The sequence below is a fragment of the Bradyrhizobium sp. TM233 genome (assembly GCF_036247965.1).
GTDB classification, from domain to species: Bacteria; Pseudomonadota; Alphaproteobacteria; order Rhizobiales; family Xanthobacteraceae; genus Bradyrhizobium; species Bradyrhizobium ottawaense.
In genome coordinates, this window is sequence record NZ_BTIG01000029.1 from 84088 (window position 1) to 99674 (window position 15587).

Here is a 15587-nt window from a genome sequence, read left to right on the forward strand (position 1 = left end):
CTCGGCGCGGTTGGCGTCACCGGATCGCCACATCAGCCCGCCAGAATGTGCAATCGGTCGTTGGGGTTATCAGCCCCGATGATGATACCGGTACTGTGCATGGGGTTGTTTTCGCAAATTTAGGTGTCGGGGACCGGCCCCGACTGACCCCTCAAGGATGCAACAAGATGTCCGATCTCGCCGACCTCTATCCGGGCTTTGGCTCTGAATGGATCAATACCTCGTTCGGCCGCATCTTCGCCCGCGTCGGCGGCAAGGGCCCACCGCTGCTGCTGTTGCACGGCTTCTCCGAGACCAACGTGATGTGGCACCGCGTGGCGCCTGAGCTGGCCGACGCCTTCACGCTGATCATCGCCGATCTGCCGGGCTATGGCTGGTCCGACATGCCCGAGAGCGATGCGCTGCACATCCCCTACAGCAAGCGCGCCATGGCCAAGGCGATGGTGGAGGTGATGGAGCGGCTCGGCCACGTCCACTTCGCACTGGCCGGCCACGACCGCGGCGGTCGCGTCTCCTATCGCCTCGCGCTCGACCATCCGGGCCGGCTGTCGAAGCTCGCGGTGCTCGATATCCTGCCGACCTATAATTACTGGGAGCGGATGAACCGCGCCTACGCGCTGAAGATCTATCACTGGACCTTCCTGGCGCAGCCCTATCCGCTGCCGGAGACGCTGATCTCGAGCAATGGCGAGTTCTTCCTGCGCTTCAAGATGGCGAGCCAGACCAGGTCGAGGACGCTGGATGCCATCGACCCGCGCGCGCTCGAGCACTACATCGCCCCGTTCCGCGATCCCGCCCGCGTGCATGCGATGTGCGAGGACTACCGCGCCGGCGCCTATTTCGACTACGACCTCGACAAGGCCGATTTCGAAGCCGGCAAGAAGATCACCATTCCCATGCTGGCGCTGTGGGGCAACGCCGGCGTGGCCCAGGCCGCCGCGACGCCGCTCGACACCTGGCAGCAATGGGCGACCAACGTGGAGGGCATGCCGGTGGATTCCGGTCACTTCCTCACCGAGGAGAATCCGGACGTGACCGCGAAGGCGTTGCGGGAGTTCTTCACGGCTTAACGATCTTGTAGCCCGGATGGAGCGAAGCGAAATCCGGGGTCTGTTAGTCAGCGCGGCGACACTGTCCCGGATTGCGCTTCGCTCCATCCGGGCTACGCGACGCCGGATTACCGCCGCTCGCGAAAGAACTCCTTGAGCAGCCGCGCCGCCTCGCTCTCGCCGACGCCGGAATAGACATCCGGGGCATGATGGCAGGTCGGCGAGGCGAAGAACCGCACGCCTGATTCCACCGCGCCGCCCTTGGGATCGGCGGCGCCGTAATAGAGCCGCCTGACCCTTGCAAACGAGATCGCGCCCGCACACATGGTGCAGGGCTCCAGCGTCACGTAGAGGTCGCAGTCCACCAGGCGCTCGCTGCCGATCTTTTTCGCCGCCTCGCGCAGCGCGACGATCTCGGCGTGAGCAGTGGGGTCGTAATCGGTCAGCGTCCGGTTCGCCGCGGTGGCGATCACCTCGTAATTGCGGACCACCACGCAGCCGATCGGAACTTCGCCCGCCTTTCCGGCATTTTCGGCCGTTTTGAGCGCCAAATCCATGAAAGAGGGGGCTTTCAAGCCTCGTATCATCGCCAGAAACCTGCTAGTAGCTGCGCCTTCAGCAGAAGTGCTTACCGATTTTGCCTGAGCTTGCGGCTCGGAACGAGCGCGCACAAAGCTTTTTGGCTACCCCCTGAGTGAGATCATTCATGCCTCGCGACAGCGACAAAGACAACGATTCCCGCGGCCGGCGTGATCGAGGCGGCCCGCCCAAGGGCCGGTCCGGCAAGCCGCGCGGTCCCGAGAAGAAGTTCGCCAAGCGCGGCCCCGAGGGCAGGAGCGACGCCCGCCCGCCCCGTGGCGACCGCGACAGCCGCGCGCCCCGCGAGGGTCAACCCTTCCGCCGCCGCGAGGAGGGCGATGCGCCGCGCCGCGATTTCAGCGATCGGCCGAAGTTCAAGCGCGACGACCGCGGCGGCGCGGAGCGTGGCGAGCGCAGCTTCAAGCCCCGCGGCGACCGTCCGTTTTCCGATCGCTCCTCGCGCGACGGCGAGAAGCGTCCCTTCAAGCCGCGTGGCGATCGCCCGTCCTATGGCCGCGACGACCGTCCGCCGCGCAGGGATCGTGACGATTCCCGCCCGGCCGGCCGGACCGGTGACAGAAAGTTTGGCGACAAGAAGCCCTACGCGCCGCGTGGCGACCGCCCGGAACGCAAGTTCGACGGCGAGCGGAAGTTCTCGCGGGGCGCACCCGATCGCGGGCCGCGCGAAGATCGTGGCGAGCGCAGTTTTAAGCCGCGTGGAGATCGCCCGAATTTCGATCGCGGTGATCGTGCGCCGCGTGGCGACCGTCCGGAGCGCAAGTTCGACGGCGAGCGAAAGTTTTCGCGAGGCGCACCGGATCGCGAACGCGACCGTGGGGATCGCGGGCCGCGCAAGGATTTCGGCGGTCGTGACCGCGGCGGGGACAAGCCCTGGCAAAAGCGCGAAGGCGGCGAGGACCGTCCCCGGTTCTCGCGTTCGCGCGACGATCGCGCCTCGGGTGATCGCCCGTTCCGCGAGCGGCCCAAATTCGATCGGCCGCGCGACGATCGTCCGAAGTTCGATCGGCCCCGTCGCGACGGCGATGGCGACCGCGGCGGCGACCGGCCGAAATTCAATCGTCCGCGCGAGCGCTCGGAAGGCCGCTCCGATTGGCACGAGCATCCGCGCAGCGAGGGCCGTTTCGGCGATCGCCCGCGCCGTGAAAACGAGGACGAGAGCCGGATTTTCGAGAAACGCCCCGCCTTCGGCGGCCGCGGCGCCTATCGCGAGCGCGACCGTGATTTCGACCGGCGGCCGCGCCGGGAGGAAGAGCCGAAGCCGAAGAAGGCCGGCGAGCGCATCGCCAAGGCGCTGGCCCGCGCGGGGCTTGCCTCGCGCCGCGACGCCGAGGAGATGGTCACGCAGGGCCGCGTCACCGTCAACGGCCGCGTCATCAACTCGCCGGCGCTCGACATTACAAAGAACGACGTCGTTCTGGTCGACGGCAAGCCGTTGCCGGAGCGCGAGCGCACGCGGCTGTTCCTCTATCACAAGCCGCGCGGACTGATGACCACGCATGACGACCCCGAGGGTCGTCCGACCGTGTTCGACAATCTGCCCGAAGGCCTGCCGCGGCTGATCTCGATCGGCCGGCTGGATTTCAACACCGAGGGCCTGCTGCTGCTCACCAATGACGGCGGCCTCGCGCGCACGCTCGAGCTTCCCGATACCGGCTGGCTGCGCCGCTACCGCGTTCGCGCCCATGGCGACGTCACCCAGGCGCAACTCGACGAGCTCAAGAACGGCATCGAGGTCGAGGGCGTCAAATACGGTCCGATCGAAGCGACGCTGGAGCGCGACCAGGGCGCCAATGTCTGGCTGGTGTTCGCGATCCGCGAAGGCAAGAACCGCGAGGTGCGCAATGTCTGCGCCCATCTCGGGCTCGAGGTGAACCGGCTGATCCGGGTCTCCTATGGTCCGTTCCAGCTCGGCGAAGTTCCGGAAGGGCAGGTCGAGGAGATCAAGTCGCGCGTGCTGCGCGACCAGCTCGGCGACAAGGTGATCGAGAAGTCGGGGGCGCAGTTCGACGTGCCCTCGAAATCCGCCTCGCGCGTCGACGACGCGCCGCGCGAGACGAAGCCCGCCAGCAAGCGCGCGGTGATCAACGACCGCAAGGGCCGCCGCGTGCTGGTGCAGCGCACCGGTAGCGAGGAGGCGCGCGAGCGCAACGAGGAAGAGGCCAGCGGCTACGGCCCGCCGCGCCGTCCCAAGCGCGGCTATCACGGCAAGCGCGACCTGACGCCGAAGGAGGACTAGGGTTGCGCGTCGTCGGCGGTCGTTTGAAGGGGCGTAATCTCGCCTCACCGTCCTCGCGCGACATCCGCCCCACGGCGGACCGCCTGCGCGAGTCCGTGTTCAACATCCTCGTGCACGCCTATGACGATCCGATTCAAGACGCGCGCGTGCTCGATCTCTTCGCCGGCACCGGCGCGCTCGGCATCGAAGCCTCGTCACGCGGCGCAAAGTTCACGCTGTTCGTCGACAACGGTGCGGAAGCACGGGCGCTGCTGCGCAATAACGTCGAGTCGCTCGGCCTCGGCGGCGTGACCAAAGTGTATCGCCGCGATGCGACCGATCTCGGCCCCGCGCATCCCGTCGAGCCGTTCTCGCTGGCGTTCCTCGATCCGCCCTACGGCAAGGGTCTTGCGGAGAAGGCGCTGGCCTCCTTGCGCGATGGCGGCTGGCTGACGCCCGGCGCGTTGATTGTGGTCGAGGAGGCGAAGGCCGCGCAGTTCGTGGCGCCTGATGGCTTCGAGGAATTGGAGCGGCGGGCGTATGACGATACGGAGTTCGTGTTTTTGAAGAGATCGTAGGGTGGGCAAAGGCGCGCTCTTCGCGCGCCGTGCCCACCATCGAAGGCTGAGATCGTGATGGTGGGCACGCTACGCTTTGCCCACCCTACGGCACTGTCACCGTCTTCCGAACAGCTTCTCCACATCGCTCAGCTTCAGCTCGACATAGGTCGGCCGGCCGTGATTGCACTGGCCGGAGTTCGGGGTGTCCTCCATCTCGCGGAGCAGGGCGTTCATCTCCTCGGGCCGCAGCCTGCGGCCGGCGCGCACCGAGCCGTGGCAGGCCATGGTCGCGGCGACGTGCATCAGGCGGCGCTCGAGCGGCAGCGCTTCGTCCCATTCGGCCATATGCTCTGAGAGGTCGCGCAAGAGCCCGCCCGCATTGGTCTTGCCGAGCAGCGACGGCGTCTCGCGCACGGCGACCGCGCCCGGGCCGAAGGATTCGATGGCGAGGCCGAACGATGCGAGCTCCTCGCTGCGCTCGAGCAGGCGCTCCACCGTCGCCTCGTCCATCTCGACGATCTCGGGAATGAGGAGGATCTGCCGCTGCACGCCGTTCGCGGCCAGCGAGGCCTTCAGCCGCTCATAGACGATGCGCTCATGCGCGGCGTGCTGGTCGACGATGATCAATCCGTCGCGGGTTTGCGAGACGATATAGGTCTCGTGGATCTGCGTGCGCGCCGCGCCGAGCGGGCGGTCGACGAGATCGCTGACGGGCTGAGTCTCGATCCGCACGTCCGCGCTCGGCGCCCCGACGTCGAAGGCCGCCTGCGCGCGCTCGGCGAAGGCAGGCGCCGCGGCGCCTTCGAAGGACGGCATCGGCGCAACGGGCGCGGATGGCGAGGCCCGCCAGTCCCAGCTTGCGGGACGCGGCGTGAAGGCCGGTCGGAACGCTGACAAGGCGCTCTCGCCGCTGTTGGCGGCGGTGCGCCGGCCCTCCCGCGCGAGGCCTTCCTTCAGCCCGTGCACGATCAGCGCGCGAACGAGGCCCGCGTTGCGGAAGCGGACCTCCGTCTTGGCCGGATGCACGTTGGCGTCGACCTCGCGCGGGTCGAGCGTGACGAACAGAGCCAGCACCGGATGCCGGTCGCGCGGCAGATAGTCGGCATAGGCGCCGCGGACCGCCCCTAAGATGAGCTTGTCGCGCACCGGGCGGCCGTTGACGAAGAGATATTGCCCGAGCGCATTGGCTTTGGTCAGCGCCGGGGCCGCGGCATAGCCGGCAACGACCACGCCCTCGCGTTCGGCATGGACCTCGAAGGCATGGCTGCGGAATTCCGCGCCCAGGATGTCGCCGAGCCGCGTCAGGCGGCCGGCGGCGCCGGGCAGGGCGGCGGCCCAGGTCACCGGTGCGCGCTCTTCGCCGGCCAGCGTGAAGGCGATATCGGGCCGCGCCATCGCGAGGCGCCTGACCACTTCGCGGATCGCCTCGGCCTCGGTGCGGTCGGTCTTCAAAAATTTCAGCCGGGCCGGCGTCGCGTAGAAGAGGTCGCCAACCTCGACGCGGGTGCCATGCGCCAGCGCCGCCGGCATGATCTCGGACTTCTCGCCGCCTTCGACCGACAGTGCCCAGGCATGCGGCTCGCTGGCATGGCGCGTGGTAATGGACAGCCGTGCCACCGAGCCGATCGAGGGCAGCGCCTCGCCGCGGAACCCGAGGGTGCGGATCTGCAGCAGATCCTCGTCGTCGAGCTTGGAGGTGGCGTGACGCTCGACCGCGAGCGCGAGGTCCTTCGCGGTCATGCCGCCGCCGTCGTCGGTGATGCCGATCCGCCGCCGCCCGCCGCCATCGGTGAAGACGTCGATCCGGCTCGCGCCGGCATCGATGGCGTTCTCGACCAGCTCCTTGACCACGCTCGCCGGCCGCTCGACCACCTCGCCGGCGGCGATGCGGTTGACGACCTGTTCTGGAAGCTGGCGGACGGGCATGGGCTCTGGGCTTAGGCTTACGATCTGGATTCGCTGACGGCGCTATTCTAGGCCGTGTTGCGTCAAAAGCATGTGTTGGGCAACAGCCGCGTGACGGCCTGGGGAAGAGGGATGCCTATCACATTGAAGACATTGGCCGTTCGAGAAAATCGCGCAATCCGGAGCCGGCTTCCCCGGCGACCGTCCTGATTGTGGGGTGTGGGGCGGCGGTGTAGCATTGTGAAAAAATGGCAACAGGACGGGAGGACGCCATGTGCCATCTCTTTGCGCACCAGCCCCAACGCGACTACGAATCCCAGACCCGCTCATTGCGGATCGGCGGCCATTGCACCTCGATCCGCCTGGAAATGGCGTTCTGGGACACGCTGGAGGAGATCGCGGCCAAGGAGAATATGAGCGTCGGCAAGTTCCTGACCACGCTCTACAACGAGGTCCTCGACCATCACGGCGAGGTCAACAATTTCGCCTCGCTGCTGCGCTGCTCGTGCTTGATCTACCGATCGAAGAGCATGGTGACGGCGCCGGAGTTCAAGGCCACGGTGGCGCCCATGCTCGACGCGGCGGAGTAGCAGTTGGGCGCGAGCACGCTTCCACAATGTCGTCCCGGCCTAGTGCGCGATTGCGCACGGGCGCCGGGACCCATACCGCGTGATCTCGCTGTTGCAGAAGGTCGGTGTACCGAACGATCAATCTTCGCCAAATGTCTCCCTGTGGTTATGGGTCCCGGCGTTCGCCGGGACGACACCTTGGGTGTGGATACGCAATCCTTCAACGTCGCCATCGCTGGCGCGGTGACAACACCCCCTCCTCAAATCTCCTTCTTCTGCATCGCACCCGCGATGTAGTCCGCCTGCCGGATCGCCAGCGCGACGATGGTCAGCGTCGGGTTGCAGGCAGCCCCGCTGGTGAACTGGCTGCCGTCCGAGACGAACAGGTTCTTGACGTCGTGGCTCTGTCCGAACTTGTTGACGACGCCGTCCCGGGGCTTCTCGCTCATTCGGTTGGTGCCGAGATTGTGGGTGCTCGGATAGGGCGGCGTCGGATAGGTCACGGTGGCGCCGACGGCGTCGTAGACCGCAGCGCCCTGCTTGTAGGCGTGGGCGCGCATCGCGATATCGTTGGGATGATCGTCGAAATGCACGCTCGCGACCGGCTGCCCGAACTTGTCCTTCATGACCGGGTCGAGCGTGATGCGGTTGGTCTCCTGCGGCATGTCCTCGCCGACCAGCCACATGCCGGCCATCCGCGGATAACCGTCGAGCGCCGCCGTGAACGGACGTCCCCAGGCGCCGGGATTGAGGAACGCCGCCATGAAGGGCAGGCCGAGCGATAGCGTCTCCATCTCGTAGCCGCCGACGAAACCGCGCTTCGGATTGTTGGCGGCCTCGTCGCGGATGATGCCGGCCATCGTGGTGCCGCGATACATGTGCACCGATTTCTCGAATACCGCATAGACGCTGCCGGTCATGTGCCGCATGTAGTTGCGGCCGACCTGGCCCGATGAATTGCCAAGGCCGTCGGGGAACATGGTCGAGGCGCTGTTGAGCAGCAGCCGCGGGCTCTCGATCGAGTTGCCGGCGACCGCCACGATGCGCGCCTTCTGGCGTTGCATCGCGCCGCTCTCGTCGGCGTAGACCACGCCGGTCACCTTGCCGCCGGCATCGTGCTCGATCTTGACCGCCATGCTGGCGGGACGGACCTCGAGATTGCCGGTCGCCTCGCCCTTGGGGATCTCGGTGTAGAGCGTCGACCATTTCGCGCCGGACTTGCAGCCCTGGAAGCAGAAGCCGATCTGCTGGCAGGCGCCGCGGCCGTCGCGCGGCTGGCTGTTGATCGCCATGTTGCCGGTGTGCACGGTCTTGTAGCCGAGCTTCTTCGCACCGGCTTCCAGCACTTTGTAATTGTTGTTGCCGGGAAGTCCGGGAATGCCGTTGGTGCGGGTTACGCCCATCTTGTTCTCGGCCTTGGCGTACCACGGCTCCATCTCGGCGAGCGTGACCGGCCAGTCCAGGAGGTTGGCGCCGGGAATGCTGCCGTAGGTGCTCTTCACCCTGAACTCGTGCTCGTCGAAGCGCAGCGAGGCGCCGGCCCAGTGCGTGGTCGAGCCGCCGACCGCCTTGACGATCCAGGCGGGAAGACCGGAAAAGTCCTTGGCGACACGCCAAGTCCCCGACGTGGTGCGCGCATCGGTCCAGGCGAGCTGGGAAAAGCTCTCCCACTCGTCGTTGATGAAATCGTGGTTCTCGATGCGGGGACCTGCTTCGAGAATGACCACCTTGACGCCCTTCTGGGCGAGCTCGTTGCCCAGCGTGCCGCCGCCGGCACCGGAGCCGACGATCACCACAACGCTGGAGTCGTTCAGATCGAATTTTGCCATATGCGTTCTCCTGAACCGTTGGGTGGCCTTTAGGCTTTCGGCAGCCAGTCGATGTCGGCAAAGCCGCGGTTGATGTAGCCGCCATGCTCGGCGGAGGAGCCCTCGTAGCCAAACCGCGGCCAGACTTCTTTCTGGTTGTAGAGCGACACGACGAGGTCGCCGCGCACCTTCTGGAAGAAGTCGCTTCCCTCGATCTCCTTCAGCAGCACGACCCGGTCGGCTTCCCACGGCACTTCGACATAAGGCACCTTGTGGCGATCCCGCGCATTCTGATCGAGCCGCGCGATGCCGTCGCTGATCAGCGATTTGACAGCGGGATCCTTCGCCGCCTTGCCGTCCCACGGCTTGACCGCGGTGATGTAGTAGCTGTCGCCGAGCACATCGTGCGGATAGATGTCGCGCGCGACCTTCAGCAGCGTCTTCATCGTCGCGGGCGAAAGCGTGCTCGCCTCATCCGCCCAGGCGCCCTCGATGCTGACGGCGACGCTGGTTGCAACGGCCACGACTGGAACGGCGGTGGCCGCGCCCTTGAGAAAGACGCGGCGGCTGTGCTTGCTTCGGCGATCGACTTCTCTCATGGCATTCCTCCTAAGATTTTTTTGATTTGGTCTAGTTGAAACGTCCGCCCCGCTGGATCACCTCGATCTTGTAGCCATCGGGATCGCTGACGAAGAAGAAGCGCGCCAGCGTCCTGCCGTCGTGCTTGAAATCGCGTAAGGGTCCCGGTGCGAGCTTCTCGCGCTCGAAGCGGGCGTGCTCGGCCTCGAGATCCTCGACCACCACGGCGAGATGGCCGTAGCCGTCGCCGAGCTGGTACGGCTCCTTGCGATCGAAATTCACCGTCAGCTCGACCTCGAAAGGTGAGGAGGGGTGACGCAGATAGATCAAGGCAAAGTCTGCGAACTTCAGATGGTCGGCGACTTCGAGGCCGAAGGCGCGCCGGTAGAAGTCGAGCGAGCGCGCTTCATCAAGCACGCGGATCATGGAATGGACCGGCTTTGCCATTCAGTTCTGCTCCTTCAGGTAAGCGATGATGGCGGCGCGTGTCTCCGGCTTGCCTTGCCGGTAGGCCATGACCACGCCGGGAATGACGGCCTGCGGATTGGTCAGCCATGCGTCGAGCCGGGCTTCGTCCCAGGCGAAGTCAGCTCTTGCGAGGCTCTCCGAGTAACGAAAGCCTTCGATCTTGCCGGCGGGACGGCCCACGACCTTGAGCAGCGGCGGCCCCTGGCGCGCCGGCTCCGACAGGCTCAACGTGTGGCACACCGCACATTGTTGCTTGAAGAGTGTCGCGCCATCCGGCGGCTTTGCGGCCGGCAAAGGCATTTGCGCGTCGGCAGCCCGCACCACCAGCACCATCGCAGTGCACAATCCCAGCACGAACGCGCGCATCGTCAAGAGCCGCCCATCCACATCAACCTGCGCAAACTCTAGGCGGCGTCAGATGGGCGGTGGTAGTAGCGGGCTGTTTCGCTGCGCGCGGAGATGCTCGTGGGTCGCGCGTGTTCCGCGCCGCCGCATATGAGGAGCGCAATTCCGCGAAACCGCCCCGAAATCCCTAAACGATCACCACACCATGCGGATTGCATCGTGATCGCGCCGTTCGAACTCTCGACGCGATGAACCGGTCCGGCACAGGCGGGCGGCGCAGCAAGCAGCCGAACCGTTCATCGCGAAAAATCCAGGAGAAATGAATGAAGTTGGTGAAGACCTCTGCAATCGCATGCGCTGTCGCGGCCCTCATTGCGACGCCCGTTTTCGCGCAAGGCACGTCATCTGGTGCCAGGCCTGGCGGCACCGTGCAAAGCAAACCCATGCAGGGCGGCGCGGCAGGCAGTGAGGACGAAGATGTCGGTGCACAGCAGGGGGCTGCAGGCGAGAAGACGGGCATGAAGTCGACCAAGGGCACGAAGGGCACGGTCGGCACCACGGGCAGCGCAGCGCACAAGGGGGCGGTCGACGATTCCGCTACCGGCAGTCCCGCCCCCGGCAAGCGTTACTGACGCCGGGCCGCGAACAGGCAAACCTCCGGTCGCTTCGCGACTGGAGGTTCTTGCCCAATCAATCGTCGAAGCTCCGGCCGCGCCCGGCCTTGACGTCGCCGCGGCGCTTCTTGCCGTCGAGCCGGCGCTGCTTGGAGGCAAAGGTCGGCCGCGTCGCGCGCCGCGGCGTCGGCCGTATCATGGCCTCACGCAGCATCTCCGTGAGGCGGTCGATCGCATCCTGGCGGTTGCGCTCCTGGGTGCGGAAGCGCTGCGCCTGGATCACGATCACGCCGTCCTTGGTCATGCGCTGACCGGCGAGGCGGGCAAGGCGCAGGGCAGCATCCTCCGGCAAGGTCAGCTTGCTGGCGTCGAAGCGCAGCTGCGCCGAGGTCGCGACCTTGTTGACGTTCTGCCCGCCCGGGCCGGAGGCGCGGACAAAGCCGATCTCGATGTCGTCCTCGTCGATGACGAGATCGCGGGATATCCGCAGCATGGTGGCACCATTCGTGATGTCCGGACATATCGCGGACGTCCACGTTCGGCAATGGCGCATCCTGGAAACGCAAATGGCCGGGCGGAGCCCGGCCATTTCAGAAAACGTAGGGAGACGTCAGTTCGACTTCGTCGCCGGAGCCGCGGACGGCTGCGCCGCGGCCTGCGGGGCGCGGCCGACGACGACGGTCAGGAGACCCTGGCCCCACAGGCGCTTGGCGGCGGCCTTGGCGTCGTCCAGCGTCACGGCATCGACGATGGCATTGCGCTTCTCGATATAGTCGATCGGCAGCTTGTCCTGCTGATACTGCAGCAGCGCCTGCGCCAGCTTGGAGGAGGTGTCGAGCGCCAGCATCTGCGAGCCCTTGAGGTAGGACTTGGCCTCGTCGAGCTCCTTCTGCGTCGGGCCTTCCTCTGCGATCCGGCGCACTTCCTTGTCGATGGCGTCGATGGTGTCGCCGGCGCGGTCGGCGCGCGTGCCGGTATTGCCGATGAACACCGCCGAATGCTCCATCCAGAGCAGCGATTCGAACACCGAATAGGCGAGGCCTCGCTTCTCGCGGACCTCGCGATAGAGCCGGGAGGACAATCCGCCGCCGCCGAGGATGTGATTGACGACATAGGCCGCCATGAAGTTCGGATCGCTGCGCTTCACCCCTGGGCCGCCGAAGGTGATCACGGTCTGCGGCACGTCGAGCGTCACGAAGGCGCGCTGCGGCGGCTTTGCGGCCTCGACGTCCGGAACCGGCGTGAGGTTGGCCTTGGCGGGCAGGCTGCCGAAGGTATGGTCGAGCAGCTTGCCGAGGGTCGCCGGATCGACGTCGCCGACGACAGCGATCTTCAGCCCGTCCTTCGCAAGCACGCGGCCGACATAGTCTTTCATGTCCGGGACCGTGATGGTCGGCACGCTGTCGAGGTTGCCGTTGGTCTGCCGGCCATAGGGATGATCGCCGAAGGCGACCTCCAGGAACTTGCGGCTCGCCAGCGAGGTCGGGTTGGTGGTCTCGCGGCGCAGGCCCGAGATGACCTGCGAGCGGATGCGTTCGACATCGGCGGCGTCGAAATGCGGCGAGGTCAGCGCGCTCCTGAGCAGGTCGAAGGCCTCGTCCTTGTTGTCGCGCAGCATGCGCAGGCTGCCGCGGAAAGTATCGCGGGTGGCGCTGAAGGAGAGCTCGATGGCGCGGCGGTCGAGCCGCTCGTGGAAGGTCTTGGAGTCGAGATCGCCGGAGCCTTCGTCGAGCAGGTCGCCGACCAGATTGGCGACGCCCGGCTTGTCCTTGGGATCCTGCGCCGAGCCGCCGGCAAAGGAATATTCCATGGCGATCAGCGGCACGGTTGCGTCCTGCACGAACCAGGCTTCGATACCGCCCGGCGAGATCAGGTGCTGGATCTTTGCGGCCGCCTGTGACGGCGAGACCGCAGCGAGCGCGAGCGCAGCGCCGGTGGCAAGGGAGAATGCAGCGCGTCGAAGGAAAGGATAGGTCACGAACGCTTCTCCTCGCGCTTGGTGGCGGCAGTGTCCTTGATCAGATAGCCCGTTACCGAGCGCTTCTTCTCGAGCCATTTCTGCGCAACGGCGCGGACCTGCTCGGCGGTGACCGCGCGGATGCGGTCGGGCCAGCTCCTGATGTCCTCGATCGACAGGCCCGTGGTCAGCGCGCCGCCATACCAGCGTGCCAGCACCGCTTGGTTGTCCTGGGCGTAGATCGCTTCCGCGATGAGCTGGGTCTTGACCCGCTCCAGATCCTCGGCGCGGATCGGATTCTGCGCGACGTTGGCGATGACGCCATCGACCGCCTGCTCGACCTCGGCGAAGCTGACGCCGGGTTTCGGGGAGGCCGAGATCGCGAACTGGGTCGGGTCGAGCGAGATGCTCGAATAGCTGGCGTTGGCGGAGACCGCGAGCGGCTTGTCGACGACGAGGGCGCGGTAGAGATAGGAATTGCTGCCGCTGCCCATCAGCTGGGCCAGCACGTCGAGGGCGGCACTTTCACCGGCGGCGGCCGTGGTTGCCGAGGGCACCAGATAATAACGCCGCATGCTCGGCTGCTCAACGCGCGGGTCGGCCAGCGTGACGGTGCGCGGGGCGGCGGGCTCCGGCTCCTGCGGACGGACGCGCCGCGCCGGGATCGCCGATTGCGCGGGGATGGAGCCGAAATTGCGCTCGACCAGCGGGCGGATGTCGGCGGCCTCGACGTCGCCGGCGATCACCAGGATCGCGTTGTTCGGCGCATAGAAGCGGCGGTAGAAGGCGAGCGCGTCCTCGCGATCGAGCTTCTCGATCTCCTGATGCCAGCCGATCACCGGCCGCCCGTAGGGATGGTTGAGATAGAGCGCGGCCATGATCTGCTCGTTCAGCCGCGCGTCCGGATTGTTGGCGACGCGCATGTTGTATTCTTCGAGCACGACGTCGCGCTCGGGCAGCACGTTCTCGTCCTTGAGGATGAGGCCGGTCATGCGGTCGGCCTCGAACTCCATCATGGTCGGCAGCTGCTCTTTCGGCACGCGCTGGTAATAGTTGGTGTAGTCGACCGAGGTCGAGGCGTTCTCGTTGCCGCCGACGCGAAGCACGGTCTGGGAGAATTCGCCGACCGGATGCTTCGAGGTGCCCTTGAACATCAGGTGCTCGAGGAAGTGGGCGAGGCCGGACTTGCCCGGCGTCTCGTCGGCCGAGCCGACCTTGTACCAGATCATCTCGGTGACGACGGGCGTGCGGTGATCGGGGATCACCACGACCTGCATGCCGTTGCTGAGCGTGAAGCTGGCGGGCGGGGCCGATGTGACCGTGGTCTGGGCAATGGCCGCGCCTGATGTCAGGACACTGGTCGAAAGCAGCGCGGCAAGGAGGCAGGCAGCCGATCGGTAAGAGGACATCATGATCCTTATGAAAGGCCGAGTCCGGATGTCCGGCTCGGGCGGCACGGCATGCTACACCGTGCGGCTGAGGCTTCGCGTCACGAAGCAGAGAACTCAACGCGGTGGCAAGTTACTGATCAGCAATTTATGCGCCTCGGCCGGCGTACATGAATCGCCGGCGCGGGATTTCGGGTCCGTAGGACAGGAGCGTTATTGCTCCTTGTCCTTACCCGACATGATGTCGAAATAGGTCCGGCGCGACTTGTCGACCCCGGCGCCATAGGCATAGCTCGGGGACGGGGTCTGGTAGCCCGGCGGCGGCTCCACCAGAGACTGGCGCGGGGGCTCGGTCGTGAATTTCTTTTCCTCGGAGCTGTTGCCGCCCTTCATCATGTTCCACAGCCCGCCGGAGAAACCGAGCTGGGCGGGGCTGAGCGACGGGTTGCCGTTGGTACCCGGCTGAATGGGATCGTTGCTGGTGCGCTCGGGGGCAGCCGTCTGGCCGGCCTTCATTTCGGCGGGCGTCAGCGGCCGGGCGACCTGCCAGTTTTCCGTTTCCTTGGTCGCCTTCTTGCGCGCGGCGATGGCTTCCTTGCGGCGCTTCTCCTCGGGGTCCTTGGGCCAGTTCGGAGCGGCCTTGGCCTGGGTCGCGGGAGGCGGCAGGTCGAGCTTGGGCGGCACGACCAGCGGCGAGCGCTCGCGGTATTCGATGCCGGGCTTTTCCATGCTCTTGGCGCCGATACCGGACATCAGATTGTCGATGATCTTCTCTTCGAAGGTCATCCCGTCATCTTCATCCTCGTCGTCACCGGCGCGGGCCACGCCGGCCGACATGACGAGACCGATGCCAAGCGCGACGGCGGACAATTTCAACGCCTGCCAAAGCCCCGATCGGGGGTCTCGAACCATCGAAATGCTGGTCTTCGAGCTGCGCATTACTGTACCTGTTCCATATTGTGTCAGATCGCCGCTCGCACGCGGCAAACCCTCGCAAAGGCCGGGTTCCACCTGCCGGTCCGTATCGGCCGGGATCAGGGCGCTTTTGCGGCGGGTACCCCCAGGAAGGAATCATACAATAGCCCCGCCACCCCAGCAACGATGGCCACGTCGGCGAGGTTAAACACATACCAATTATAGGTATTTCCGCCGATCTCGATGTGGAGCAGGGCGAAATCGACCACCGCGCCATAGGCGAAGCGGTCGATGCCGTTGCCGATGGCGCCGCCGATGATCAGCCCCAGCGCGACCGTGGCAAGCCGGGTGTGCGAGCGGGCCATCCAGATCGCCAGCGCGACCACGGCGACGGCCTTGACCGCCATCAGCGCGAGCTGCGCCGCCTGGCTGTCGTTCTGGAGCCAGCCGAAGCTGATGCCGATGTTCCAGGCCAGCACCAGGTCGAAGAACGGCGTCACCTTCACCACGCCGCGACGGGCGAGGTCGAACCCGTTCAGCAGCCAGAGCTTCGAGGCCTGGTCGGCCACGAGCGTGACCAGGGCCGCGAGGATGCCGGCGCCAAGCGGGGTCATG

16 protein-coding genes are annotated in these 15587 nt (G+C 66.2%); 5 read left to right on the plus strand and 11 right to left on the minus strand.

Translation table 11 applies throughout. The features are described from left to right. Positions 1 to 167 precede the first annotated feature (167 nt). Positions 168 to 1070 carry an alpha/beta fold hydrolase gene (locus AABA86_RS31940; protein ID WP_338309612.1) on the plus strand — a complete coding sequence of 301 codons (903 nt, stop codon included), beginning with the start codon at positions 168 to 170 and terminating at the stop codon, positions 1068 to 1070. A gap of 107 nt (positions 1071 to 1177) precedes the next feature. Here the strand turns inward: AABA86_RS31940 and AABA86_RS31945 are convergent, their stop codons facing one another. Further along, positions 1178 to 1636 (minus strand): nucleoside deaminase, encoded by a 459-nt coding sequence (locus AABA86_RS31945; protein WP_011090228.1) that lies wholly within the window; start codon positions 1634 to 1636, stop codon positions 1178 to 1180. A gap of 119 nt (positions 1637 to 1755) precedes the next feature. Between AABA86_RS31945 and AABA86_RS31950 the strand changes: the two genes are divergently transcribed. Both AABA86_RS31950 and rsmD read left to right on the plus strand, forming a co-directional pair. Continuing rightward, complete coding sequence (locus AABA86_RS31950; protein WP_338309613.1) at positions 1756 to 3885, plus strand: pseudouridine synthase; 2130 nt, start codon at positions 1756 to 1758, stop codon at positions 3883 to 3885. Between the two features lie 2 nt (positions 3886 to 3887). Beyond that, complete coding sequence (rsmD, locus tag AABA86_RS31955) at positions 3888 to 4442, plus strand: 16S rRNA (guanine(966)-N(2))-methyltransferase RsmD (RefSeq protein ID WP_338309614.1); 555 nt, start codon at positions 3888 to 3890, stop codon at positions 4440 to 4442. Between the two features lie 96 nt (positions 4443 to 4538). On the opposite strand, the gene mutL is transcribed toward rsmD, so the two are convergent. After that, the gene (gene mutL, locus AABA86_RS31960) at positions 4539 to 6350 is read right to left on the minus strand and encodes a DNA mismatch repair endonuclease MutL (RefSeq protein WP_338309615.1); all 1812 of its coding nucleotides are present in this window, start codon (positions 6348 to 6350) and stop codon (positions 4539 to 4541) included. 251 nt (positions 6351 to 6601) lie between these two features. Between mutL and AABA86_RS31965 the strand changes: the two genes are divergently transcribed. After that, positions 6602 to 6919 (plus strand): ribbon-helix-helix domain-containing protein, encoded by a 318-nt coding sequence (locus AABA86_RS31965; protein WP_212248436.1) that lies wholly within the window; start codon positions 6602 to 6604, stop codon positions 6917 to 6919. Positions 6920 to 7158: 239 nt separating this feature from the next. On the opposite strand, the gene AABA86_RS31970 is transcribed toward AABA86_RS31965, so the two are convergent. Genes AABA86_RS31970 through AABA86_RS31985 form a run of 4 tightly spaced genes read right to left on the minus strand, consistent with a single transcriptional unit; the run spans position 7159 to position 10119 of the window. Further along, the gene (locus tag AABA86_RS31970; RefSeq protein WP_212248435.1) at positions 7159 to 8727 is read right to left on the minus strand and encodes a GMC family oxidoreductase; all 1569 of its coding nucleotides are present in this window, start codon (positions 8725 to 8727) and stop codon (positions 7159 to 7161) included. Between the two features lie 29 nt (positions 8728 to 8756). Next, positions 8757 to 9305, minus strand: a complete 549-nt coding sequence (locus AABA86_RS31975) for a gluconate 2-dehydrogenase subunit 3 family protein (RefSeq protein WP_212248434.1) — start codon at positions 9303 to 9305, stop codon at positions 8757 to 8759. Between the two features lie 31 nt (positions 9306 to 9336). Next, positions 9337 to 9732: a VOC family protein gene (locus AABA86_RS31980; RefSeq protein ID WP_212248433.1), complete on the minus strand. Its 396-nt coding sequence runs from the start codon at positions 9730 to 9732 to the stop codon at positions 9337 to 9339. Continuing rightward, the gene (locus AABA86_RS31985) at positions 9733 to 10119 is read right to left on the minus strand and encodes a c-type cytochrome (RefSeq protein ID WP_212248458.1); all 387 of its coding nucleotides are present in this window, start codon (positions 10117 to 10119) and stop codon (positions 9733 to 9735) included. A 302-nt stretch (positions 10120 to 10421) separates the two neighbouring features. On the opposite strand from AABA86_RS31985, the gene AABA86_RS31990 reads away from it, so the two are divergent. Further along, complete coding sequence (locus tag AABA86_RS31990; RefSeq protein WP_212248432.1) at positions 10422 to 10730, plus strand: hypothetical protein; 309 nt, start codon at positions 10422 to 10424, stop codon at positions 10728 to 10730. A gap of 58 nt (positions 10731 to 10788) precedes the next feature. Here the strand turns inward: AABA86_RS31990 and arfB are convergent, their stop codons facing one another. From arfB to lspA, 5 genes are all read right to left on the minus strand, one after another. After that, entirely contained in the window at positions 10789 to 11205 is a 417-nt protein-coding gene (arfB, locus tag AABA86_RS31995; RefSeq protein WP_212248431.1) for an alternative ribosome rescue aminoacyl-tRNA hydrolase ArfB, read from the minus strand. Between the two features lie 117 nt (positions 11206 to 11322). After that, positions 11323 to 12690, minus strand: coding sequence for a M16 family metallopeptidase (locus AABA86_RS32000; RefSeq protein WP_212248430.1), 1368 nt, complete (start codon positions 12688 to 12690; stop codon positions 11323 to 11325). Continuing rightward, positions 12687 to 14081 carry a M16 family metallopeptidase gene (locus AABA86_RS32005; protein WP_445083393.1) on the minus strand — a complete coding sequence of 465 codons (1395 nt, stop codon included), beginning with the start codon at positions 14079 to 14081 and terminating at the stop codon, positions 12687 to 12689. Before AABA86_RS32005 ends, AABA86_RS32000 begins: the two co-directional genes overlap by 4 nt. Before the next feature lie 189 nt (positions 14082 to 14270). Further along, on the minus strand, positions 14271 to 14996 hold the full coding sequence (locus AABA86_RS32010; RefSeq protein WP_212248428.1) for a hypothetical protein: 726 nt from the start codon (positions 14994 to 14996) through the stop codon (positions 14271 to 14273). Positions 14997 to 15091: 95 nt separating this feature from the next. Beyond that, positions 15092 to 15586 carry a signal peptidase II gene (lspA, locus tag AABA86_RS32015; RefSeq protein WP_338309617.1) on the minus strand — a complete coding sequence of 165 codons (495 nt, stop codon included), beginning with the start codon at positions 15584 to 15586 and terminating at the stop codon, positions 15092 to 15094. Position 15587 lies beyond the last annotated feature (1 nt).